Source organism: Sporosarcina ureae (genome assembly GCF_002082015.1).
Classification (GTDB): Bacteria; Bacillota; Bacilli; order Bacillales_A; family Planococcaceae; genus Sporosarcina; species Sporosarcina ureae_A.
This window is the reverse complement of the sequence record NZ_CP015109.1, coordinates 2,986,591-3,007,765: the sequence shown is the minus strand read 5'-3', so window position 1 is coordinate 3,007,765 and position 21,175 is coordinate 2,986,591. Positions and strand designations below refer to the sequence as shown.

Here is a 21,175-nt window from a genome sequence, read left to right as displayed (position 1 = left end):
ACAACTCTCACTACAACGAATTCTCAATTTTCTACACGCAGATTAAACCCGCCATTCATAGAACGAATGGCGGGTTTAAGTAGTTTCTTATAAATAGACTAGTTGGTGTGATCCATTAAATGTATAAGGTTGTTTTAGTAACTCATCAATCAATCCTTTACCGAACTGGTTCATGTAAAAGTATGGTGAATAGAGACGCTCTTGAAGGGAACCTTCAGGAAATAGCTGTTCCGAAATAACCTGATAGCGCTCATATTGTACGTGATGTTTCAGCAAAATAGACTGCTCTTTTTTCTTCTGTAAATAGTCAAACTGGCTCTTATGGAACTGTAAATTTTTATCAAGTAATTGTAGTAGTCCCGGATCTGACGTTTCTAGATGTGAATGTAACTGTTTATACTGCGTTTGTAATTGACTCTGCGTTTCCATCAACAAACGGTCAAATTGCTCATCTCGCTGTTGCTCTAGCCATTTTTCAAGAAGATCAGGTAGTTCGTGATTCATTACTTGAGTCATCGTAATGTCCGTAAGTTTTAAAGCTTCCTGGACTTGTCTGTTGACCAAAGTAATAGAAAGTCTTGGTACAATTACCGGCATTTTGATTCCCATAAGATGAAAAGCCTCTTTCAGTAAGGACCAGTAGGCAATTTCGCCAGGACCGCCGACGAATGCCAATACAGGAAATACGAGGTCTTGCATAATAGGTCTTGTGGCTACATTGTTACTTAGCAACCAAGGCTCATTTTTTGCAAGATGATGCATTTCTTGTTCTGTATAGGTAATCCCCGCTTGTTCATTGACGAACTTTCCATCTTTTCTTCGGAGCAATACCCTCCCTGTATCATGAACATAAAATAGATTAGCGTCTTGCTCTTCTGATTCGATTGGCTTTGCAAACCCATCTGCGTGGAGTTGTTGTTCTGTATAGTAAATGCTCTTTGCCATGGCCTCAGTATTTTCAATCATTTGTGAGAAGTAAGGCGATTCCAATTGACGCAATGGTTTATAAGCTGCGTCTATAAATAACAATCCATGTGCAGTAAATAGTTCATTCATCAGCGAGGTGAAGAAAGCTGTGAAATTCTGTTCTTGCTCTACAGTTTGCAACACATCATGCAATAACTTTTGCGTATAAGACGTCTCTCCGTAGCTTTTAAAAATCTTCTTAATATATGCTGTCATTTCTTTTTGATCATACTGTGTGTCTGAAGCCATCGTTTTTAAAATGGTTTGCTGTTTAAACTGCCGTTTGATCGCTTTTCCTGCCTTCGCAGTGTATGTATGATTGATTTCATTGATATCATGATCTTCTCCTGCAATCCAAAAAACAGGAACTACAGGTTTTTCTAGTGTTTTTCGTTGTTTTTGTGCCAATAAAATCACAGATATCGCTTTGTGAACAGAATATAAAGGACCTGTCAAAACCCCCGCTTGCTGTCCGCCAATCACTACTAACGCACCTTCCGAAAGCTCTTGTATATACTGAGCAGCCACATCTGATATTCCAAAGGGCTCCATATAACTTTCTACCGCAGCAGCTAGTTTTTCTCTTTGAAAAGAGCGTTGATGCAATTCTTCTGCTCTATCTTCAAACCCTACTGGTGTCATTTCATATTCAAAATATTTATGGAGAAATTGCGGATCGTGACGATACGATTCCATCAATTTATTCTTTTTCGGCAACTCCATTGTGTCCAAGTCCATTACACAAACTCCTTTATGTACCATACTAACGCAAGTATATCATCTCACCTGACCAGGTTGAATTGATACGCTTACGAGTACTCCCTAGTTCAAGTTGCGGATGATCTGCACCGTAATTCCAATAATGAACAGTAAAAAGTAAGCCACTGTTAAGAGTAGAAAATACGCTCGCCATGTTCTACGTAACACCCAAGATGACCGAAACTCTTTTTCCCTGGACCGTTCTATAACTGCAAATCCGATCGCAATCAAACACAATACTCCGATTAACAGTATGGGCAACCAAACATCCCAAATCGAACGAATCAAAATTAAAACGGTCAATACCATAAACGGTGTCGTCCAATCTACCGCCCATCCGATCCTCTTCTTTTTAGGTAATCCTATTTTCTTCGCCACAATAATTAATACGACTAAAATTATAAAAGGGAACAATAATAACGCTCCAAGTATATTCGTTAACATCCGCCACATTCACTCCTGTTTATTCCAAGCAGTGCAGTCTCAAGCGTTCGTAAAAAAGGAGCACTGCCACCTTTTTGATGAATTTCTTTCAACACTGCTGTTAAAATAGTCTCAATTTCCATATTCCGTCCTTTTATTCTATCTACAAGCATAGATGATTGATTAGAGGCTGTTTTTCGGCATACTTCTTCTATATCATCATAGCTCAGTAGATCACTATACTCTTCAAAATTACTGAGTAACTCTTCGCATAGCTGGCGGAATAACACCTGGAAGTAAGGGTTTTCTAACAACAGTCCATTCCTAATTTCCAACAATGCCGTTAGTGGGTTGATCGCACAATTGATCAGTACTTTACGAAACAATAACTGTTTAGCATTCTGTTGCGTAGTAATCGGAAAGTTCTGAGGATCTATTTCTTGCAACCACTGTATGATTGGAGCAATTTGATCATTTTCTACAATGTTAATAGGCCCGATACCGTTATGTGAGACTGTTCGGTCATCTATTCTAACTGCCCCATGCTCAACTGTAGCGAACGACACATGCCCGAGTGGATACTGCTCAATCAACGATAGATGTCCAATTCCATTTTGGATAAACAACAAATGGGGCTGTATAGGTAAAGTGCTGATTTCTGACAATACAACGGGTAACGCATCATATTTCACCGCAATGATCCATACCGCTTCTGTCGGCAACTCTTCAATATGTATGGTTGAATCTACTTCATATGTAAAGTTTTCTGGCGCTCTCACCAGACCACTACGTAAATGCTTTGCTTGCTCCTCTCGCCTTACCCAAAAGGTGACATTTGCCTGATGTTGAGCTAAATAGGAACCGATTAATAATCCTATAGATCCCCCACCTACCACTACAAATCGCATAGCTTTCCTCCTTAAAAAAGAGACCCAGTGAAGGCGTCTCTGTTGGTACATTTTATTATACAGGATAGACAGGATGTTTTCTCGAAGAATTCATAATTTTTTTCGTTTCATAATATCCCAATCTCTCAGCAAGCACGGACCGAAGATGATGAGGTGCAACCACCTCATCAATAATAAGTTCTGAGGCCATTTTATAGACATCGATTTCCTCTTTATATTCTTGCTGCTTCTCTTTAATAAATGCCATTCTTTCTTTTGGATCCGCAATGGCTTCAATTTTATTTGAATATACCGCGTTGACAGCTGCTTCAGGACCCATTACAGCGATTTGCGCAGTCGGTAACGCAATACAGACATCTGGTTCAAAAGCTGGACCTGCCATCGCGTACAAACCTGCTCCATATGCTTTTCGCACAACGACCGAAATTTTCGGCACAGTCGCGGAACTCATCGCCATAATGAGTTTAGCTCCATGGCGGATAATTCCTTGCCGTTCCACTTTCGTCCCAATCATGAACCCTGGCACATCGGCTAGGAACAACAATGGAATGGAGAAAGCATCACATAATGCAATGAATTTTGTTGCCTTGTCCGCTGAATCCACAAACAGCACGCCACCTTTTACTTTGGGCTGATTCGCAATAATCCCTACAGGCCGTCCGTCAATACGTGCAAGAGTAGTAATAACCTCCTGTGCAAATAACTTCTTGATTTCGAACAAGCTACCATCATCTACTAATTGATCAATAGCTTCATACATATCGAATGGTGCATTTTGGTTTGCGGGAATAATTTCCTCTAATGAACGCCCTTCTTTCGCTTCATGGGGTACCCCTAATTTGGCAGGTGCTTCAAAATTCTCAGGGAAGTACGAGAGGTATTTGCGAGCTTTTGCAATCGCTTGCTCCTCCGTATCTACTAGCACGTCACCACAACCACTTACAGTACAATGCATGCGTGCGCCACCCATTTCTTCTAGCGTTACTTTCTCACCTATGACTTTTTCAGCCATCCGTGGTGAACCTAAGTACATGGAAGCATTGCCTTCTACCATGATGACCACGTCACAGAAGGCTGGAATATAGGCACCGCCTGCTGCAGATGGTCCGAATAGGAGGCACAGTTGCGGGATGACACCCGATAAACGCACTTGATTGTGGAAAATACGACCGGCCCCACGACGATTTGGGAACATGTCTAGTTGATCTGTAATACGTGCTCCAGCGGAATCCACTAAATACAATAATGGTACACGAAGCTTTTCAGCTGTTTCTTGGATACGGATAATCTTCTCTACTGTTCTTGCACCCCATGAACCCGCTTTCACTGTAGAGTCGTTAGCCATGACACAAACCGTTTGACCATCAATTTTCCCAGTAGCCGTCACCACTCCATCTGCAGGCAGATCTTTCGCTTCACAGTTTGCAAATTTTCCATCCTCTACATAGTTGCCTTCATCAAATAAAAGACGCAACCGCTCTCTAACGAATAACTTACCTTGTTCCTCTAATTTCTTATGATATTTTTCTGCACCACCCGCCATAACGTGAGTAGTGATTTCTTGAAGCTTTTCATTATACGAGGTATTTGATGATTCTTTTGTCAAAGAATTTCCCACCTTTCGTTACGATTGAATGGTAACTAACACTTCATCTTCATCTACAAAATCGCCTTCAGCCCCGTGGATTTTACTCACCGTTCCATCCACTTCGGCTTCTAGCGGAATTTCCATCTTCATAGATTCCAAAATAACGACAACTTGTCCCTTCGTCACTGCGTCTCCTTCTTTCACTTCAATCTGAAAGATCGTACCTGCCATAGTTGCTTTTACTTCTTGCATACCATCACTCCTCATTTCCTTACTACCACTTATTAAAAATAACTTCTTAATAGATAACGTACCTTACTTATGGAACCGTTTACAAGTGCATTTTAAACAGTCCCGACAGTCTATGCCTGCCGGGATTGAAACGTTACTTACTTTTCGTTAAAAAACTTTGAACTGCTTCATGATGTGCATCACTTTCCCAGAGAACGGAACAAATGCGGGCTTCTTCTTGCATAGCGTGCTCAAGCCCGTTTGTTTTCCAATTCCTAGTGGCGATGGATTTATACGCACGATGTACATTTCTATGTACTTTTAGCTTTGGAGCTAGAAACTGATCAAGCGCTACTTCGGTATCTCCCTCATACACTTCAGTTGCCCAGCCAAGCTCCAGTAATTGTTCAGGTGAATGAATGCCGGCTCTACTGGTAAACTTCAGCAAACGATCATGTGGGCCGTTTTTTTCGAATAACAGTGTGGCTCCTCCCCAACCAGCCGTGATCGCCAGAGTACCTTGAATGAATCCAGCTCTTGCATGGGAGGCAACCAAACGGTAATCACAAGCTGTGGCCAGTTCACAGCCACCACCAACTGCTGCTCCATTTACCAGTGCTATTGTAGGCATCGGTAATGTAGCAATCCGATATAAAATACTAGCCCCCCTACTCAGCATCGGAAATGCATCCTCTGCTGTCTGAAAGCCGTGAAAATCACTAAGATCTCCGCCTGAACAAAATGCCATGTCACCTTCTCCTGTAATGACGGCAAAAGAAATTTCAGGATCATCCTCAATTTGATCTAGAAAGGATTCAAGCCCTTCCATGACATCATAATTTACCGCGTTTCGCATGGCAGGACGATTAATTGTAAAATACGCTATGGACTGATCGATCTTTATAGAATAAGACAAAGAAATTCCCCCTTTTCCATTTAGCATACCACTTTTGCACAAAACAAAAAAGACTACCTTGAGCCATGGTCTCAAGGTAGTCTTTATATTCGTTGTGTAGAATCTAAATTATTCGCCTACAACGTCTTTTCCTTTGTAGTGTCCGCAAGATTTGCAAACGTGGTGTGCCAATTTCATTTCGCCACAGTTGTCGCAAGTAGTCATACCTGGCGCTTCAATTTTGAAATGAGTTCGACGCATATTTTTCTTTGTTTTAGAAGTTCTTCTCTTTGGTACTGCCATTGGGGGGGCACCTCCTTATAAGGGTTTACTCTTTATCGGTTTCAAAAAAATTAGCCAATCCCGCTAAGCGAGGATCCACTTTTTCTTCTGCTTCTTGTCGTTGCGCTTCCAATTCTTCATCGGTTGTATAGGACCAACCTTTGCCTTCCATCTGTTGCATCTCATCTGCATTTTCACAGAATACTTGCATTGGAATTTCAAGCAAAATCAGTTCCTCCAATACAGGAGTGAAATCAATTATTTCTCCATCAACCGGATGAATTTCATCATCCGTTTGAAGTGTCTCCTCGTCCCAGCTGAATTGTTCAACTGTTTCAATGGAGAAAGGATAATCGACGTCTTCCCACGTACGTGCACAAGGCAAAATCATTGAACCTTCTAGCCGAAGCTGGCATGTTAACTTTTTCTCACCAATTGTACATGTTCCACTTACTCGAACAGGCTGAATTGCCCTAATTTCTTCATTCCGATTTTTCACGGAATCCAAATTCACTGTTTCGTCAAACAGTAGCGGGCCTTGCCTATGTTTCCGTAATTGATGAATGGACCATTTCATGTCTATCACCTCAAGACAACAATGTTGATTATAGTATTTAAAATAAGGGATGTCAAGATATTTTCTTGTCACCCTTATAAGTTTAACGTTATAATTCATTATACGCAAGTACAGAGGAGGATTCCATTGATAGCTACTGGTATTGTCGTTGAATATAATCCTTTCCATAATGGCCATTTGTTCCATCTCAGTGAAGCGAAAAGACTGACAGACGCGGATGTCATCATCGCCGTAATGAGCGGACATTTTCTTCAACGCGGTGAACCTGCGATTGTTGATAAATGGACACGAGCACGCATGGCACTGGCTAGTGGTGCAGACCTCGTCATCGAGTTGCCTTATGCTTATTCTACAGCCCACGCTCCACAATTCGCGAAAGGAGCTGTACAAATCTTGGATGCTCTTCAATGCAAGTACATTTGTTTCGGCAGTGAAGAAGGACACATCGCGCCATTTATGCATAGTTTGGACACAATGAATACACATAAAGAACTTTATGACAAAACTATAAAGAATGCCATGCAAGAAGGAATCAGTTATCCGAACGCATTGCGAATTGCATATGAAGAAATTTCACGCATGACTGATGAACCACTTGCTGATTTATCAGAACCGAATAACATTCTAGGTTTTCATTACATGCAAGCCATAAAAGAAATTCAGTCGAATATGATGGCTGTCACACTCGAGCGAAAAGGCACACATTATCATGATGAAGTATTGCCTGAAGATTCTATTGCTAGCGCTACAGGTATACGCAAAGAACTACTTGAGACTGATGCCACGCACGTCCGACCTTTCATGCCTTCAGCTTCTTTTGAGCTACTTCAACAACAACCTCATCAAAGCTGGGATCATCTCTATCCATTTCTTCGGTATATGATTCTTCGTGAAGGGCCTGAACAATTGGCATCCATTGCAGATATTACGGAAGGAATTGAATTTTCTTTATGGCGCGCTGCAAAAGAACATGCTACTTTCCAAGAATTTATGAAAGCTGTGAAATCCAAACGTTACACTTGGACGCGAATACAACGAATGTTAGTGCATATATTGACCGGTTATCGAAAATCAATGCGTGCACAAATTACAAGTCCATCTTATCTGCGGTTACTTGGTATGTCTACAAGTGGAAGAAGTTATTTACGCACAGAAAAAAAAGAAGTGACTTTGCCAGTTATAAGTCGTGCAGGTTCATACAAGGACCTTTCACTACTAATGGATATTAAAAGTACAGACATTTATATGTGTGGCATCCAAAGAGAGCCAGGTCTCGATTTTAAAACACCACCCATTTTGCTGTGACCATTTACTTTTCTTCTAGCTTTTCCAAGTAACTTAACGCATCATCAATCGTTTTCACTGGGACCACTTTCATTTTTGTACCTATTTTATCCGCAGTTGCTTTCGCTTCATCATAATTTGAGAGAAGCTGCGGATTCTTCTTTTTCACTTCTTCTGGTACTTCATCGTCAGGCGCGAAAAAGATCTCAATATCTTGACGATCAGCTGCAATGACTTTGAAGTCAATCCCACCAATCCGTCCTACTGATCCATCTTCGAGCATCTCGCCAGTTCCTGCAATATTATACCCCTTTGTTAAATCGGCCTCCACTAGACGATTCATCAATTCCAGCGTGAACATCAAACCCGCTGAAGGCCCTCCGATTTCCTCTGTACGAATATCTACCTTGGGATCCGTTTCCAATTTGACCTGCTCTTCAAACTCTATTCCAAGACCTACTCGACCGTCATTCCCCGGAAGTTCTTTTAATTCTACTGGAACATCCAACTTCCGTTTTCCACGTTCCACTTGTAAATGTACTTTCTGATCTTTTGACATACCACTAATCTTTTGCATAAATGCATCTGTTGAAGTGAGATTTAGTTGATCAATCGATTGAATCACATCCCCCACTTTAAGCTTGCCTGCTGACGCTCCTGCTGGTAATACACCCGCTACAAAGATGCCTGTGAAATTTCTATTGATTGGCAAACCTGCCTTATCGAACGCCACTGATATGGCATGCGTTTTAGAATCAGCCATCAATTTCTTCTGGCGCACCCCGTACTCTTCATCACTTTCACCATGCCTTCTCACTTGAGTAGCCGGCAACAGTTTCATTTTATCTGAAAATTTCGACCAAGCATACGTTACAGGTGTTGCCTTGCCGATTGCAATGGTCATCAAACTAAATGTTCCTACTTCGTCCGTATCCCCGCCAACTACTTCTACAAGTGGTGCCAAATCATAAGCTCCGCCTGGTCGAGAAATATACATATCTAACGGATAAAGTGCTAAAACCACTACCACTAGCAAGATTACCGCAGCGATCACCCATTTACGCATTTTCATAAAAGCTCACCTCCATTAATAGCCTGTACGAATACTACATATATATTACGGTAGATGGTAAGGTATTTCAAAAATTAGGAAGGAGTGCGACAGATGCTTTTTAATGACAATCCTGCCGTATCGAACAATGAGTAACGTACTCTTCATCTGGGCGCTAATTATTTTATTTATTTTGCAGCCAGATGTCGCACATGAAGGAGCTGTTTCGGGCGCCCAATTATTCACTCATGCGTTACTTCCCTATTTACTACCGTATATTATATTGACGCAATGGTTATTGAAAATGCCTAGCAAACAAGGCACTAGTCAATGGAGTCGTTACATAAAGGCTTATGTGCTCGGTTCGTTTGGGGGCTTTCCGGTAGGTGCCGTGACTGTTAGTGAAATGAAAAAGAACGGTGAGATTTCTGCAGCTGAAAGTAGTTTGCTTGTTGCTTCTTGTCATGCACCGGGGCCTATGTTCATTATTGGCTTTGTTGGTAACGAATTATTCGGTAGTACTACAAGTGGTTGGAAATTATTGATTGCCATTCATCTAGCTAATATCGTCTTTTTCGTATTGGCCATGTCTCTTCTAGGTAGCCGGTACCAACAGACAGCTATACCCGTCATCCCTCAACAAGATCATAAAACATCTCCTTTGCTGCGCTCGATTAAGGATAGTTCATCCGTTATATTATTAGTGGCCACCACGGTCATCTTCTTCTCTTCTCTCGGCAATGTGCTATCGTATTCCATATCTTCCATCATCACCGTGGATATGGGCGTAACGAAAACTTTATTGCTGGCGGTCTTCGAGATGACTTCCGGCGTCCAGTCTGCTACCGAGCATTTCGCAGGAGATGCAATTTATCCAATGCTCATCGCGGCAATTCTGTCGATTAACGGTATGAGCATCCACATGCAAGTCATGACGATCGCCAAGAGCGCTGGCATACGCATACTCCCTTATGTGATTGCAAGGGTATGGAACACGCTACTCGTCCCTATATTGTTCATTTGGATTTATTGAGCAAGTACTAAATAATGATGAAGCGTAATTCCTTTACACTCATTCTTCACTTACACTTCGAAAAGTATTCGTTGCTACAAGTAATTCTACGTAAAAAAGGATGCCCGTAGAGGACATCCTTTTCTCACTTTTTACTTCGTATTTTTATTTTTCAAACTTCCCTTTTAGGGCTAAATTGACATGCGGCGGTACGAGCGTAGAGACATCTCCACCGTAACGTGCCACTTCTTTGACGATACTTGAGCTGAGGAATGAATATTGACTCTTTGTCATCACGAAGAACGTTTCAATACTTTCATCTAACACTCGGTTCATCGATGTGATTTGCATTTCATATTCAAAATCTGAAATTGCGCGCAAGCCTCGAACGATGACAGACGCGTTAATTTCTTGTGCGTAATCAATCAACAGTCCTGAAGACGTGTCAATCTTGACATTGTCATACTTTGATATAGCTTCATGAATAAGCGCAATACGCTCCTCCACTGTAAACAATGGCTTTTTGGAAGAATTATTCATCACGGCAACATGCACTTCTGGGAATGTTTTTGCTGCTCTTTCAATGATATCTAAATGTCCGTTCGTTACCGGATCGAAACTTCCCGGTACGATTGCGATTTGTGTCATGCTGTTAGCCTCTTTTCTTGTAAATCGTAATAGCAGTATTTCCATAAGTGGCGGAACTGATTTGACTATATGTATCGTAATGTTCAGGCAATTCTATATGTTTATCGTGTTCACAAATGATGGTTGCATCTTCCGCCACTACTCCTTGTGCTATTACGTCTTTAATTACATCATAGTATTCGACCGTTGCATAGGGGGGATCTACAAATAGCAGATCAATAGAAACTTCTTTAGACTTAAGAACTGTAGCAGCCTGGCGTGCATCCTTTTTTTCGATTTGCAGACATTCTTCCATGTGGCATTTTTCTGCATTCGCTTTGATCATAGCGCACGCTTTCGGATTCTTTTCAAATACAACAGCTTGTTCCATCCCTCTTGACAACGCCTCAATAGCAATGGAGCCACTACCGCCAAATAACTCGACAACAGTTCCTCCATCGAAGTAAGGGCCAATTTTGTTGAAAACAGACTCTTTTACTTTGTCTGATGTCGGACGCGTGGACGTGCCTGGCAAGGATTTCAAAGACGTACCTTTTCTCGAACCGGAAATGACTCTCATTCTTTTCCCATCTCCTTTATCATCTTTTCAACTTGTTCGATAGAAATGGTTTCATCCGACTTATCTATTAATACAAAGAAGATTCGTCGCAACCAATTTTCATCAAAATATAACTTTTTATTAATTGAGGTATAAGGCTTTTCTGTATAATCAAATTTACGATCATTCATAACGTAGAAAGGCTCTAATTTCGAAAAACGATAAGCACGATTTGGACCGTCGATATAAATTGACTGCTCGTTTGAACGTATCGAATAGCCCATCTTCGACAATAATTCTTCTGCTGGATAAAAACTCTTACCGTCCTGTACTATTACCTTCACTTCTGGAACTTCTTCTCCATCAAGCAATACAGTCCGGGGATCAAGCAACAGAAATGGATAGTTATATCGCTGTTCCTTCATTGTCATATGAAAATATTGAGTGTCGAATGCAAGTATTTTTGACAACGACTGATCCAAATCGGATGACGATAGCTTTTTACCAATTTTTTCTCGGACGTTTTGGCGCAATGCTTGATATTGCTCTGCTGAGATCGATTCTTTCAAACGAGTAAACACGGCTTGTTCCGCTTTCGTTCCTACTGGAGCCTCTCCAAGTATAGATGCAATCATGCTGCTCATAGATGGTTCATCCGCTTGTAAAATGAAACGTGAATGAACACTCATCTTAGCTACTTGTTTTATTACTAGCGATAGATTGTCCATTTTCTCCACAATAAAGCGCTCCGCATACAGCGGCTTATTAGCTGAAGCTAGTACTACACTCACATGGTTTCCACCGATGGCTTCCATCATTTGTACAAGCCGATCATTATACTTTTTATCGATACCTTCACCGAAGATCGTCAGCTTGTTTGAAGAGTATGCCAAAGGCACGTCCCGCGATTGCCAATACAGTTCATTAACAAATCCTACGCCACGGTATAAACGATAGGTAATGCGTTCTTTATTTGCCTTTCCTACACGTTCCAACCCCGTTACCCACATGCCACCAATATCTTGCTCATCTGTCACATGAAGAACAGTCGTCAATGGTTTTGCCTCCCGAAGAATTACAAAAGGCTCTTTAAATAATTTACGTCCGGTAAGCGGCGTCTTTTTCGGCAATTTATAGGCAATGGATTGTTGATCACGTTCTCCTTCTTCGAATGCCACACTAGAATCATTAAGTCGAGCACATGAAGAGGAATCTACAGCTTCACATCCACGTTCTACACTTTCTTCTGGCCAAATAATCTCGTGTCTACCTTCCGACAAGTTATAAAAGTGGTGACGAATGTACAATCCATCTGCTCGATTGATGACTTCGATTTCCTGACGATAGGTTCCTGAATTCGCGCCTTCTCCATTTGCATTGACCGATTGGCTGTAATGCAAATAAACGAGTACACCGTTTACTGCCGCCAAAAGAAATGCGAGCCTTATAATAACTTTCAACGTACAACACCTCATCACATGGTATGATGGACATGAACCATTACTAATCGCCTGAAAGGAAGCGCTTGATTATGATCCAACAACGTTTTATCGAACTAGGGGAAGGCTATAGCGACATCTATGAATTACTCGAGTTAATGTCTACGAACGCCCACCGAATTTATAGGACCTATATCTTATCATCCAACTATCATTCTAATGAACAATTGTCATTAGCTGTTTCTTTTTCTCCTGCAACTGAAAACAATCATTTCATGCCAATCTATATTTGCAGAGAAGGAATTCGCTATTCTGCGGACAAACCATCTAAACGTTATGACTTGTTTGTTAAGCATGCAGAGTCGCTGAATAAAAATCCTGTCAGAGTGGAAATAAAGCACTCATCCGAATTTGCTGAAAACGAGCTGTTTTACCAATATATTACCGGGATTTTACGCTTAAATCACTTGTTGCCGCCGCTACATTAATAAGCGGCAGCAAATTACAAGCCTGTTTTATAATCATATTCTTTTGCTTTATCGGGCTTTGCATTTTCATATATCGTACTGACGAAGGGGCGCTGTGAAGGTAATACTTTACGTACAGCCGACAAACGCTCTAACTTCGTGATCGTTGATTCCACGTCTTCCATATCACAGTAGAGCACAACGTATTTCATTCGCTTTGAAATATAATGAACATGCCCGAATTTGCGCAGTGATTTTGCTTGTTTTAAATGATGGAGATAGACAATTATGCCTTGTCGATCAATCATGATTCTCCCCCTCTTTCTTACTCCATACAATACCATAGGTGAGAAAAGTCCTGCAACCTTACACAAAAATTGTTTGCATAGATACAAGTGAAATCAAGCTGATCTTTCATCTTTGTTTGCACACCTTCTCTGGAATAGGGTACACTTAAGTAGACATTTATCCGAATTCAATCGCTTTATTCTATTATAGATGACTGAATACAAGTATTTTCTGTACAGTTGAAGTATAAACATTGGCTAAGTAAAAAAATGAGGACTTACTATAATTATTGAGGAGGTTTTAGATTGGGAAGGAAAACAAATGTTGCAATAACTGTGGGCGCTGCAAGTGTGGCTGCATGGGCGGCTTCAAAAGTGATAGCAAAACAAGAACCTCGCACTGAAAAGAAAGCGCTTCTTTTTTCAGAGGTAGCTGTTTTAACTGATGTACAGCGACATCAAGATGTAGCTGTGAATTCACTTACTGCTTATACGAAAATAGCAGATTTAGGTGTTCACGGCTTCGCGGTCGATGTACGTCTTACAAAAGATGAAGAAATTCTTTTAGTGCCAAGCCAAGAACTTGTGCTTCCCGATGAAATCTCCGACTATACATTAGATGAAATCCACGTCGAATCTAGTTATGATTACGATCTTGATATACTGAACGGAGATTTATCTGTTGTGCCGTTACGTGAGCTGTTGGAAAAGTTCCCACAATTATTGTTTGTGGTCTCTATGAGTGATTGCCCAACAACGTATGAAGGAAGTTTAATCCCTTCTAAATTGTGGCGATTACTAAAAGAAACGGATGCTACTGACCGCGTTGTAGTCACAAGCCACTATGATGAACAAATTGATCGTTTTAATCTATATGCACAGAACTCTGTCGCTTTAGGTGCCGGAAGTGAGGAAATAAAAAAAGCATACGTCGCTTACACGAGTAAGTTCGGTCATTTGTACCGCCCGAATGCAGATCTATTCTGCCTGCCCGAAAAACTTGGTATGTTTCCGCTTGCTTCAGAAGGCTTCGTTCGCTTCTTACACGATCTCAATATAACTGTATTTTATGAGTTAGATGAGACGGATGACCTTCCAAAACATACTAAATTGAACGTGGATGGTTTTATAACAAATCATCCAACACAATTATTGACGTTCTTTAATGGCGACTAAACGCACAAAGAGACTAGATGGCGTATCGAAAGTCTACAAGACACGCGTCCAACTGGTTGCTCGATTCAGGTGATTTTCTCTTTTGCCACTACCTTTATTTGAAAGTAACCCCCTGCAGAGTTATTTCTGCAGGGGGTTATTTGTATTTATGAAATGCTTTATGCTGAACAAGAACAGCTGCCACCTGAGCCGCAACCTCCACCGCAAGAACTGTTAGAGAAAGTCCCATCGCCAGCTGGTACTTTCACAGCCTCTGAAACGGATTGACCGATCAGGATACCTATTTCGTCCAATAAATCCTGCACGTCATTTTCCGCCAGGCGCAAGGCAGCCACTTCATCTTGCAAATCCAGTTCACGCTTTTGAAGACGTATTTCCTTCATGATTACTTTATAATCTGGATGATAGCGACCAAAGCGCTGCACGTCCTCGTATTGTTCTTTCATTTTAGTAAAATCTATGATTTTTTTTCGTAGATCAGTGTTTGAATATACACGGTCATGTGCGTCTTGATAGGTTTTCACCACTTCAGAACACAGCAGCATCTCGGAAAGTTCTTCTGCCATATCGATGACTCGCATCCACTCATCTGTCATCATCACCAATTGCCGCACCTCCTATCACAACTATTATAACAAAAAACTGGTGCCTCGACTATTCATTAAGATTTTTACTTTATAGCATTTCTATAACTGAACGATTTTTTTACTTCTTCCATATCGCAAAAATGCATCGTCTGATTCCCTATTTGCTGTATTTGTTCATGTCCTTTACCTGCAATGAGTACAATCTCTCCTGGTTGTGCTTGGGTGATAGCGTAGCGGATTGCTTGATGACGATCGACGAAGATTTCGACAGGTGTTGCAAACCCTACCATGCCCGACAAAATATCCACTATAATTTGAGATGGCTCTTCTGTTCTCGGATTATCTGAAGTCAAAATTACATGTGAACTGTAGTGAGCAGCTATTGCACCCATTTGCGGCCGTTTGTCACGGTCTCTTTCCCCTCCACACCCAAATACAATAATCAGCCGTTTGGTGGACTCTGACAATGCCTCCAACACCGCCTGTAAGGCATCGGGTGTGTGTGCATAATCTACATATACTTCAACCCCTGCCTCTTCATACTTCTGTAGGCGTCCAGTTGGAAGTCGCAAAGCATGCAAATGAGGTTGTATCACCCGTAATGAATAACCAATTGCCATAAGAGCTCCTACAGCCGCTCTTGCATTCATTTCATTATGGTGACCTAGATTCGGGAGTAGTACCTGTGATGGCTGCTCACCATTAATATGTCGCCTACTGAAATAAATGGGTGGTTCGGGCAACCCCTCTCCTATAGCGCGACAAGTTTCGTCATCTTCATTCATCACCAACTGATCAGCCAATGGAATGAGTAGTTTTTTTGCATCGATGTATCGCTGCCTACCTCCATGTTCAGCGTAGTGATCCATTCCAATATTCAAAAAAACACCTACAGTTAACGGACAGTGCGCTAAACGATGAGTAGATAACCCAATCGAAGACGCTTCAAGAACAATATGGGTCACCTGTTGCTCCACGCACCTGCGTAAAATAGGATGAAATTGTTCAGCTGGTATCGTCGTCATGGAATTTTGAATTGTCTCCGTCAATTTACCGTCAATATAAAGACCTGTCGTCCCTATAACGGCTGTTTTATGCCCGAGCTCTTTTAATAACTGTCCGATAAAGTGACTAACTGTTGTTTTACCGTTTGTTCCCGTAACACCGATGATGAGTAATTCCTCAGCTGGGTTATTTGAAAACTTCGCACTTCCATACGAAATAAATAGAGAACTATCAGGAACTAGAACTACTGTAATTTCCACCGGTATCCGCGTTAAATCTAAATGATCTCGATCGACCACTAATGTGTTGGCTCCATTTGATATCGCCTCTTCAATAAACGCCATTCCATCAGCCACAACCCCTTTCTTTGCTACAAATACATAATCTTTCTTGACCCTCTTAGAAGATTCCGTGATTCCATCAATTGTCCGTCGAATTGAACCCTGTAATATAGTGCATGGCCAATCCTTAAGTAATTCAGATAATAGCAAGGTCTCTCGCCCCTTCCCGAACATTTTATTCTTCAGAGAATATAATGAAACGAAGCATAAAGTATTCTATGAAAGGCATAAGAAGAATGTCACGAAGAAAGTTGGGATTCTATGATTATCCAGAAATTTGGAGGAATTGCCATGCAGAATCAACACCAACGAGCAAAGTGTATTCAGCATATTCGACAGGCCTTGTCGAAACACCGTGCCGTCATCGTTGTAGTCTCTGCAATGGGTAGAAAAGGCGACGCTTATTCCACAGACGATTTACTTACCCTGACAGACTCCTTCTCGAAATCCAGCGAAGCCAGAGACTTGGCTGCTTCCTGCGGTGAATTAATCGCAGCAGCCGTATTATCTGCAGAATTATCTACGGAAGGTATAGACAACACGATTATCTATGGACAAAATACAGGCATTCGGACATCGGGTGAATTCTGTAATGCAACGATTGATAAAATTAACAGTACACATATCGTCAATACACTTCAAACTCACTCATGCATCATCGTTCCTGGATTCCAAGGAATGAATAAACAAGGAAAGTTTATGACTCTTGGAAGAGGTGGCAGTGATTTGACGGCAATCGCATTAGCTTCTGCATTGCACGCCCGTCATGTAGAGTTTTTTAAAGACGTACCCGGTGTTATGTCTGCAGATCCACATACTACATCTAACTATAAGCGATTTAATCAGCTCACATTTGATGAATTCCTTCCATTATTAAAATGCAATCGACCGGTTATTCAAGAAAAAGCAGCGATTTATGCAAAGCAAAAAGCGATGCCTCTTCACATACGAGGCATCGCATCAAACGAGGAAGGTACATGGATTCTCCCTTAGTCATCATGTATGGAGTTTTCTAATTCAGTCTGCGCTATAAAAGACTGGGTATAATATTTATTATAAACGCCTATACCGGTATGCGTGAAATTCGGATTCAGTAAAACTTCCCGGTGTTTTGGAGAATTGAGCCAGCCATGTACAGTTTCAATTGCGTCGATATAATTAAACGCCGTGTTTTCGCCTGCCTTGCTTGGAGTTAGTCCAACATTTTTTAAACGCTCGGCAAATACTTCCACCGGGCCTTCCTCATGAGAACTATATTTACGGAATATCATTTCCTGGCTATGCTTTCTTGAGAGTGTAGCCAGCTTATCATTATATGACAGAAGAGGTAGTTGATGCTCTTCACGCACTTGGTTAGTCAATTCAAACGTCTGGCGCTCCATCGCACGATCTACTTCAGTCTGAACAGTTGATGTTGGTTTAGGGGCTTCGATCATTTCTCCAAGATACGTCATGTCATAAGGTTGATGTTTCACTAAAGTACTTGGGTTGATAAACCGAACACCTTCAATCACACCATCTACTTGATCTATATATAATTGCACAAATAAATTCTCATATGGTATCAAGATACGATTTTTAATATCTTCACTATTTAATGAAAACGTATAAATATTTTCTTTAATCTTCACATCAATCTCTGATTCAATCGGTGTAAAACGGTGAATCTCCTGTACATTTTGTCCGATCTTAAACGGCGCTACATCTGAAACACCATCAGCCGTATAGATTTGATTTACTTTTCCATTCAATACGCCAGCCATAAAACGAGGTTTTTCCGTATACACCCACCATTCATATTGAAAACTCGATGGTTCTATCCTAGATGGTTTGCCAAACTGTTCTTCCATCTTCTCGACTTTTTGCCCTACAAGCACTGACATGCCTTCTTCTGGTCTCGGCATCCCTTCCCCACCGATCGACGGACCTTTTTCAGGCACTGCAATTGGTGAGCCATGTTGTACTGGTGATTCCAGCGGTAGATTTTCACTTACCTTATCGGTCATGAAATAATAAACGCCCATTACAATCAAAAGTAAAACAAGAATCTTCCATCCTACTCTCCACATGCTATCTTCCTTTCCACTTTATATGCTACTTCTATAAGAATATTACGTATTGGTAGAAATCATCATGATATGAATAGTTATTCGTAATAAACATCTATACAAAAATGATAACTTACTTATATTGTACAGAAGACACACACTATAGTCATCTATATAAGCCGGGAAAGAAAGCGTTGACACAATGTTGTCATTGCAAGTAAAATCGATTTGTTTTATGATATAATAGTATACGTATTCGTCAGGACGAACATAGAGGGGGATATACAGATGTATGTTGAAAATATTGGCCTTAAGGGCCTTGTAGCAGATTTACGAGTAATGGAAGAAATTATGAATAAAAGTAATCTTGAAATTGATGGACAGTGGGATTATGAGCGTGTAACTTTCGACAAAAAGTATATTGTTAAAGAAGGTACATACTACTTGCGCGTTTTCGGTGAGCTCGTTGAAGGCGACATCGATGGTAGAAAAGCTACGGTTCGTCTAAAGCAACCAGTTCTAGGAAAGTACTACTACCCACACGGCGTCGAGTATGGCGAAGAAGAAAACTTTCCTGCTAGCTTAGTTAAAGACTGCGAACTAACGTTAAAGAAAGTATATGACGAGTTAAAGCAATATAGTTTGTAATTTTACGAAAAAGCCGGAGAGCTAAAAGTTCTTCGGCTTTTCTACTATTACTCCACTAATTTGGTTATAATAAAAACAGTATCTACGTGGAGGACGATTACTTTTGAAATTTCTTACAAAACGAAATATTATGATTGCATTCAGTGTCATCGTACTATTGGTCATCATATTTTTTATATTACCCGTATCCATCCCTATTATTTTGGCATTACTCACGGCACTGTTTTTAGATCCGCTTGTTAAATCGGTAGAAGTACGGTTCAAATGGAAGCGTAAAGTCTCCGTTATTGTAAATTTCATCGTTTTTGTCGGAATCAGTGTGCTGTTACTTTTCTATACTGTTACTACACTCATCGGTAAAATAGTTCATTTTACAAAAGAGATTCCCAACTACTTAAATTCCCTCTCAAGTGTATGGATTAACACGCAAAGCAAACTATTTCAGTACACGGTAGGCATGCCTGAAGACATTTTAGCTATGCTAGAGAACGAATTCAATGAAATTATCGAATCCATTCGCATTTCAATCATCACACTTTTAAGTTACGATCGTATTTTAGCTTTGATTTCGGATATCCCAAATTTCCTTGTCAGTTTTATTGTATTTATGATCGCACTATTTTTGTTCATGTTAGAATTACCAAATTTAAAAAAGACTGTTTACTTTCATTTGACTGATGCTACTGCAGAAAAAGTACACTATATGATGAACAGATTACGGTTTGTCATACTAGGATTCGTCAAAGCTCAAATGCTTGTTAGTTTAATCATTCTCGTCGTTTCCTTTATCGGCTTACTAATGATTATTCCTAAATATGCAGTAGTTATGGCTTTGGTGATCTGGATTATTGATATCATTCCAATACTCGGCTCTATCATTATTTTGGCACCTTGGTCGATCTATCAATATGTTTCAGGCGATATCGCAATGGGTACAAAATTAGCGATACTGGCCGTCATACTATTGGTTATCAGAAGAACTATCGAACCTAAAGTAATGGGCTCACAAATCGGTTTGTCTCCATTGCCTACTTTGATTGCGATGTTTATCGGTTTAAAATTATTCGGTATCCTCGGTTTCTTCATCGGACCATTGCTCGTCATACTTTTTAATACTGCAAGAGAAGCAGGCATCATTAAACTGAATTTCAAAATTTAATACTAAAAGGGATTCCTCAGTCGAGGAATCCCTTTTAGTATGTATAACTTTCAGCAATATGAAGTAGCTAGATATAAAAAAAGAGGTTGGGACAGAACAGAAAAAACGTAAGGGGAATGTCCTTTACGTTTTTTCTGTTCTTATCAGTAAATATTTTTTTAGAGTAACAGAGTGTACCGGAACGGAGAAAGGCCGAGTCCTGAGGGATCAGCGTGCGTCTTGAGACCCTGGACAGGTGCCTTAATTTCTGCAAAGTACACAGAAATACGGCAAAGCGAACCCTACGTTGTTCGCTTGGCTCAAGCCACGCCCCTCGGAAAGCGTGCCTTTCGGAGTGCAGGGAAACGGGGTGAGATAGTTATGTCCTAGCCTCTTTAAGCGTAATATTATATACCAAGAATCGCTTTAAATACAGAAGTAGTTTCTCCGCCTTTATAAAAGACATACAGCAATAAGTATACAGCGACCCCTGTAATGGCTGTGAAGAACCAGATAACACTTGTGATAGGACCGATTTTACGATGGCGTACAAGACGGTTCTTCAAGCCTGCATGGATCGTAATAACTCCGAATATCGCCCCTGTCGTTGCTAATATGATGTGGAAGACTAAAAATACTGTGTAATACATTTTCAAGTCATCAGGTCCACCAAAAGCTGTATTACCTATAAATACTGTTCTAGAAATATAAATGATAAAAAACAGTACTGCAGACACAGCTGCTGCAATCATGGTTTTTTGATGGGCTTTGATCTTACCCTGGCGTATCAAATTCCAACCAATTGCAACTAAAATAGCAGATAAAATGATGAAAAACGTACTGATAGTCGGCAATAGTGGTAATTCCATCCAACACA

General features: G+C 40.6%; 24 protein-coding genes. 7 read left to right on the top strand and 17 right to left on the bottom strand.

From position 1 onward, the window contains the following. Positions 1-87 precede the first annotated feature (87 nt). The 8 genes from bshC to SporoP17a_RS14530 form a co-directional block, all read right to left on the bottom strand. The gene (bshC, locus tag SporoP17a_RS14565) at positions 88-1,704 is read right to left on the bottom strand and encodes a bacillithiol biosynthesis cysteine-adding enzyme BshC (protein WP_167693445.1); all 1,617 of its coding nucleotides are present in this window, start codon (positions 1,702-1,704) and stop codon (positions 88-90) included. 84 nt (positions 1,705-1,788) lie between these two features. Continuing rightward, positions 1,789-2,169 carry a DUF3397 domain-containing protein gene (locus SporoP17a_RS14560; protein ID WP_167693444.1) on the bottom strand — a complete coding sequence of 127 codons (381 nt, stop codon included), beginning with the start codon at positions 2,167-2,169 and terminating at the stop codon, positions 1,789-1,791. Beyond that, complete coding sequence (locus SporoP17a_RS14555; RefSeq protein ID WP_167693443.1) at positions 2,163-3,056, bottom strand: 2-dehydropantoate 2-reductase; 894 nt, start codon at positions 3,054-3,056, stop codon at positions 2,163-2,165. The genes SporoP17a_RS14560 and SporoP17a_RS14555 overlap by 7 nt, the downstream gene beginning before the upstream one ends. Positions 3,057-3,111: 55 nt before the next feature. Next, positions 3,112-4,599 (bottom strand): acyl-CoA carboxylase subunit beta, encoded by a 1,488-nt coding sequence (locus tag SporoP17a_RS14550; protein WP_083036138.1) that lies wholly within the window; start codon positions 4,597-4,599, stop codon positions 3,112-3,114. A gap of 81 nt (positions 4,600-4,680) precedes the next feature. Beyond that, the gene (locus SporoP17a_RS14545) at positions 4,681-4,896 is read right to left on the bottom strand and encodes an acetyl-CoA carboxylase biotin carboxyl carrier protein subunit (protein ID WP_083035350.1); all 216 of its coding nucleotides are present in this window, start codon (positions 4,894-4,896) and stop codon (positions 4,681-4,683) included. Between the two features lie 133 nt (positions 4,897-5,029). Beyond that, positions 5,030-5,791, bottom strand: a complete 762-nt coding sequence (locus SporoP17a_RS14540; protein ID WP_083035349.1) for an enoyl-CoA hydratase/isomerase family protein — start codon at positions 5,789-5,791, stop codon at positions 5,030-5,032. Between the two features lie 108 nt (positions 5,792-5,899). Then, positions 5,900-6,073 (bottom strand): 50S ribosomal protein L32, encoded by a 174-nt coding sequence (rpmF, locus tag SporoP17a_RS14535; protein ID WP_029052386.1) that lies wholly within the window; start codon positions 6,071-6,073, stop codon positions 5,900-5,902. A gap of 25 nt (positions 6,074-6,098) precedes the next feature. Beyond that, positions 6,099-6,629 carry a YceD family protein gene (locus tag SporoP17a_RS14530; RefSeq protein ID WP_083035348.1) on the bottom strand — a complete coding sequence of 177 codons (531 nt, stop codon included), beginning with the start codon at positions 6,627-6,629 and terminating at the stop codon, positions 6,099-6,101. Between the two features lie 126 nt (positions 6,630-6,755). Here SporoP17a_RS14530 and SporoP17a_RS14525 point away from each other — a divergent pair, with 126 nt between their 5' ends. Continuing rightward, a complete protein-coding gene (locus SporoP17a_RS14525) occupies positions 6,756-7,934 on the top strand; it encodes a nucleotidyltransferase (RefSeq protein ID WP_083035347.1) in 1,179 nt (392 codons plus the stop codon). Between the two features lie 4 nt (positions 7,935-7,938). On the opposite strand, the gene SporoP17a_RS14520 is transcribed toward SporoP17a_RS14525, so the two are convergent. Next, positions 7,939-8,985, bottom strand: coding sequence for a SepM family pheromone-processing serine protease (locus SporoP17a_RS14520; RefSeq protein ID WP_083035346.1), 1,047 nt, complete (start codon positions 8,983-8,985; stop codon positions 7,939-7,941). A gap of 127 nt (positions 8,986-9,112) precedes the next feature. Here SporoP17a_RS14520 and SporoP17a_RS14515 point away from each other — a divergent pair, with 127 nt between their 5' ends. Beyond that, entirely contained in the window at positions 9,113-9,997 is an 885-nt protein-coding gene (locus SporoP17a_RS14515; protein ID WP_156890586.1) for a hypothetical protein, read from the top strand. Positions 9,998-10,141: 144 nt separating this feature from the next. On the opposite strand, the gene coaD is transcribed toward SporoP17a_RS14515, so the two are convergent. From coaD to SporoP17a_RS14500, 3 genes are read right to left on the bottom strand one after another with little or no spacing between them, the layout of a single operon-like run. Then, positions 10,142-10,624 (bottom strand): pantetheine-phosphate adenylyltransferase, encoded by a 483-nt coding sequence (coaD, locus tag SporoP17a_RS14510; protein ID WP_083035344.1) that lies wholly within the window; start codon positions 10,622-10,624, stop codon positions 10,142-10,144. Between the two features lie 4 nt (positions 10,625-10,628). Next, positions 10,629-11,183 carry a 16S rRNA (guanine(966)-N(2))-methyltransferase RsmD gene (gene rsmD / locus SporoP17a_RS14505; protein WP_083035343.1) on the bottom strand — a complete coding sequence of 185 codons (555 nt, stop codon included), beginning with the start codon at positions 11,181-11,183 and terminating at the stop codon, positions 10,629-10,631. Next, the gene (locus SporoP17a_RS14500; RefSeq protein WP_083035342.1) at positions 11,180-12,622 is read right to left on the bottom strand and encodes a hypothetical protein; all 1,443 of its coding nucleotides are present in this window, start codon (positions 12,620-12,622) and stop codon (positions 11,180-11,182) included. The genes rsmD and SporoP17a_RS14500 overlap by 4 nt, the downstream gene beginning before the upstream one ends. Before the next feature lie 71 nt (positions 12,623-12,693). Here SporoP17a_RS14500 and SporoP17a_RS14495 point away from each other — a divergent pair, with 71 nt between their 5' ends. Then, positions 12,694-13,089 carry a DUF7147 family protein gene (locus SporoP17a_RS14495; RefSeq protein WP_083035341.1) on the top strand — a complete coding sequence of 132 codons (396 nt, stop codon included), beginning with the start codon at positions 12,694-12,696 and terminating at the stop codon, positions 13,087-13,089. 14 nt (positions 13,090-13,103) lie between these two features. On the opposite strand, the gene SporoP17a_RS14490 is transcribed toward SporoP17a_RS14495, so the two are convergent. After that, a complete protein-coding gene (locus SporoP17a_RS14490; protein ID WP_083035340.1) occupies positions 13,104-13,376 on the bottom strand; it encodes a YlbG family protein in 273 nt (90 codons plus the stop codon). 285 nt (positions 13,377-13,661) lie between these two features. Between SporoP17a_RS14490 and SporoP17a_RS14485 the strand changes: the two genes are divergently transcribed. After that, the gene (locus SporoP17a_RS14485) at positions 13,662-14,531 is read left to right on the top strand and encodes a PI-PLC domain-containing protein (protein ID WP_083035339.1); all 870 of its coding nucleotides are present in this window, start codon (positions 13,662-13,664) and stop codon (positions 14,529-14,531) included. Between the two features lie 158 nt (positions 14,532-14,689). On the opposite strand, the gene SporoP17a_RS14480 is transcribed toward SporoP17a_RS14485, so the two are convergent. Beyond that, positions 14,690-15,133, bottom strand: a complete 444-nt coding sequence (locus SporoP17a_RS14480) for a YlbF/YmcA family competence regulator (protein WP_083036136.1) — start codon at positions 15,131-15,133, stop codon at positions 14,690-14,692. Between the two features lie 68 nt (positions 15,134-15,201). Then, the gene (locus SporoP17a_RS14475; RefSeq protein WP_167693442.1) at positions 15,202-16,614 is read right to left on the bottom strand and encodes a Mur ligase family protein; all 1,413 of its coding nucleotides are present in this window, start codon (positions 16,612-16,614) and stop codon (positions 15,202-15,204) included. Between the two features lie 141 nt (positions 16,615-16,755). Between SporoP17a_RS14475 and SporoP17a_RS14470 the strand changes: the two genes are divergently transcribed. Then, on the top strand, positions 16,756-17,457 hold the full coding sequence (locus SporoP17a_RS14470; RefSeq protein ID WP_237262346.1) for an amino acid kinase family protein: 702 nt from the start codon (positions 16,756-16,758) through the stop codon (positions 17,455-17,457). On the opposite strand, the gene SporoP17a_RS14465 is transcribed toward SporoP17a_RS14470, so the two are convergent. Continuing rightward, positions 17,454-18,533: a CAP domain-containing protein gene (locus SporoP17a_RS14465; protein WP_083035336.1), complete on the bottom strand. Its 1,080-nt coding sequence runs from the start codon at positions 18,531-18,533 to the stop codon at positions 17,454-17,456. The two genes, SporoP17a_RS14470 and SporoP17a_RS14465, sit on opposite strands and share 4 nt — an antisense overlap. Before the next feature lie 267 nt (positions 18,534-18,800). Between SporoP17a_RS14465 and SporoP17a_RS14460 the strand changes: the two genes are divergently transcribed. Both SporoP17a_RS14460 and ytvI read left to right on the top strand, forming a co-directional pair. Beyond that, positions 18,801-19,160, top strand: a complete 360-nt coding sequence (locus SporoP17a_RS14460) for a YugN family protein (RefSeq protein ID WP_083035335.1) — start codon at positions 18,801-18,803, stop codon at positions 19,158-19,160. A gap of 103 nt (positions 19,161-19,263) precedes the next feature. Next, the gene (gene ytvI, locus SporoP17a_RS14455; RefSeq protein WP_083035334.1) at positions 19,264-20,319 is read left to right on the top strand and encodes a sporulation integral membrane protein YtvI; all 1,056 of its coding nucleotides are present in this window, start codon (positions 19,264-19,266) and stop codon (positions 20,317-20,319) included. 386 nt (positions 20,320-20,705) lie between these two features. Here the strand turns inward: ytvI and SporoP17a_RS14450 are convergent, their stop codons facing one another. Further along, a complete protein-coding gene (locus SporoP17a_RS14450; RefSeq protein ID WP_083035333.1) occupies positions 20,706-21,167 on the bottom strand; it encodes a DUF420 domain-containing protein in 462 nt (153 codons plus the stop codon). Positions 21,168-21,175 lie beyond the last annotated feature (8 nt).

Coding starts and splice junctions, on each gene's coding strand:
- bshC (WP_167693445.1), bottom strand. CDS start 1,704: ATGGACTTGGACACAATGGAGTTGCCGAAAAAGAATAAATTGATGGAA.
- SporoP17a_RS14560 (WP_167693444.1), bottom strand. CDS start 2,169: ATGTTAACGAATATACTTGGAGCGTTATTATTGTTCCCTTTTATAATT.
- SporoP17a_RS14555 (WP_167693443.1), bottom strand. CDS start 3,056: ATGCGATTTGTAGTGGTAGGTGGGGGATCTATAGGATTATTAATCGGT.
- SporoP17a_RS14550 (WP_083036138.1), bottom strand. CDS start 4,599: ATGGCGGGTGGTGCAGAAAAATATCATAAGAAATTAGAGGAACAAGGT.
- SporoP17a_RS14545 (WP_083035350.1), bottom strand. CDS start 4,896: ATGCAAGAAGTAAAAGCAACTATGGCAGGTACGATCTTTCAGATTGAA.
- rpmF (WP_029052386.1), bottom strand. CDS start 6,073: ATGGCAGTACCAAAGAGAAGAACTTCTAAAACAAAGAAAAATATGCGT.
- SporoP17a_RS14530 (WP_083035348.1), bottom strand. CDS start 6,629: ATGAAATGGTCCATTCATCAATTACGGAAACATAGGCAAGGCCCGCTA.
- SporoP17a_RS14520 (WP_083035346.1), bottom strand. CDS start 8,985: ATGAAAATGCGTAAATGGGTGATCGCTGCGGTAATCTTGCTAGTGGTA.
- SporoP17a_RS14515 (WP_156890586.1), top strand. CDS start 9,113: ATGAGTAACGTACTCTTCATCTGGGCGCTAATTATTTTATTTATTTTG.
- coaD (WP_083035344.1), bottom strand. CDS start 10,624: ATGACACAAATCGCAATCGTACCGGGAAGTTTCGATCCGGTAACGAAC.
- rsmD (WP_083035343.1), bottom strand. CDS start 11,183: ATGAGAGTCATTTCCGGTTCGAGAAAAGGTACGTCTTTGAAATCCTTG.
- SporoP17a_RS14495 (WP_083035341.1), top strand. CDS start 12,694: ATGATCCAACAACGTTTTATCGAACTAGGGGAAGGCTATAGCGACATC.
- SporoP17a_RS14490 (WP_083035340.1), bottom strand. CDS start 13,376: ATGATTGATCGACAAGGCATAATTGTCTATCTCCATCATTTAAAACAA.
- SporoP17a_RS14470 (WP_237262346.1), top strand. CDS start 16,756: ATGCAGAATCAACACCAACGAGCAAAGTGTATTCAGCATATTCGACAG.
- SporoP17a_RS14465 (WP_083035336.1), bottom strand. CDS start 18,533: ATGTGGAGAGTAGGATGGAAGATTCTTGTTTTACTTTTGATTGTAATG.
- SporoP17a_RS14460 (WP_083035335.1), top strand. CDS start 18,801: ATGTATGTTGAAAATATTGGCCTTAAGGGCCTTGTAGCAGATTTACGA.
- SporoP17a_RS14450 (WP_083035333.1), bottom strand. CDS start 21,167: ATGGAATTACCACTATTGCCGACTATCAGTACGTTTTTCATCATTTTA.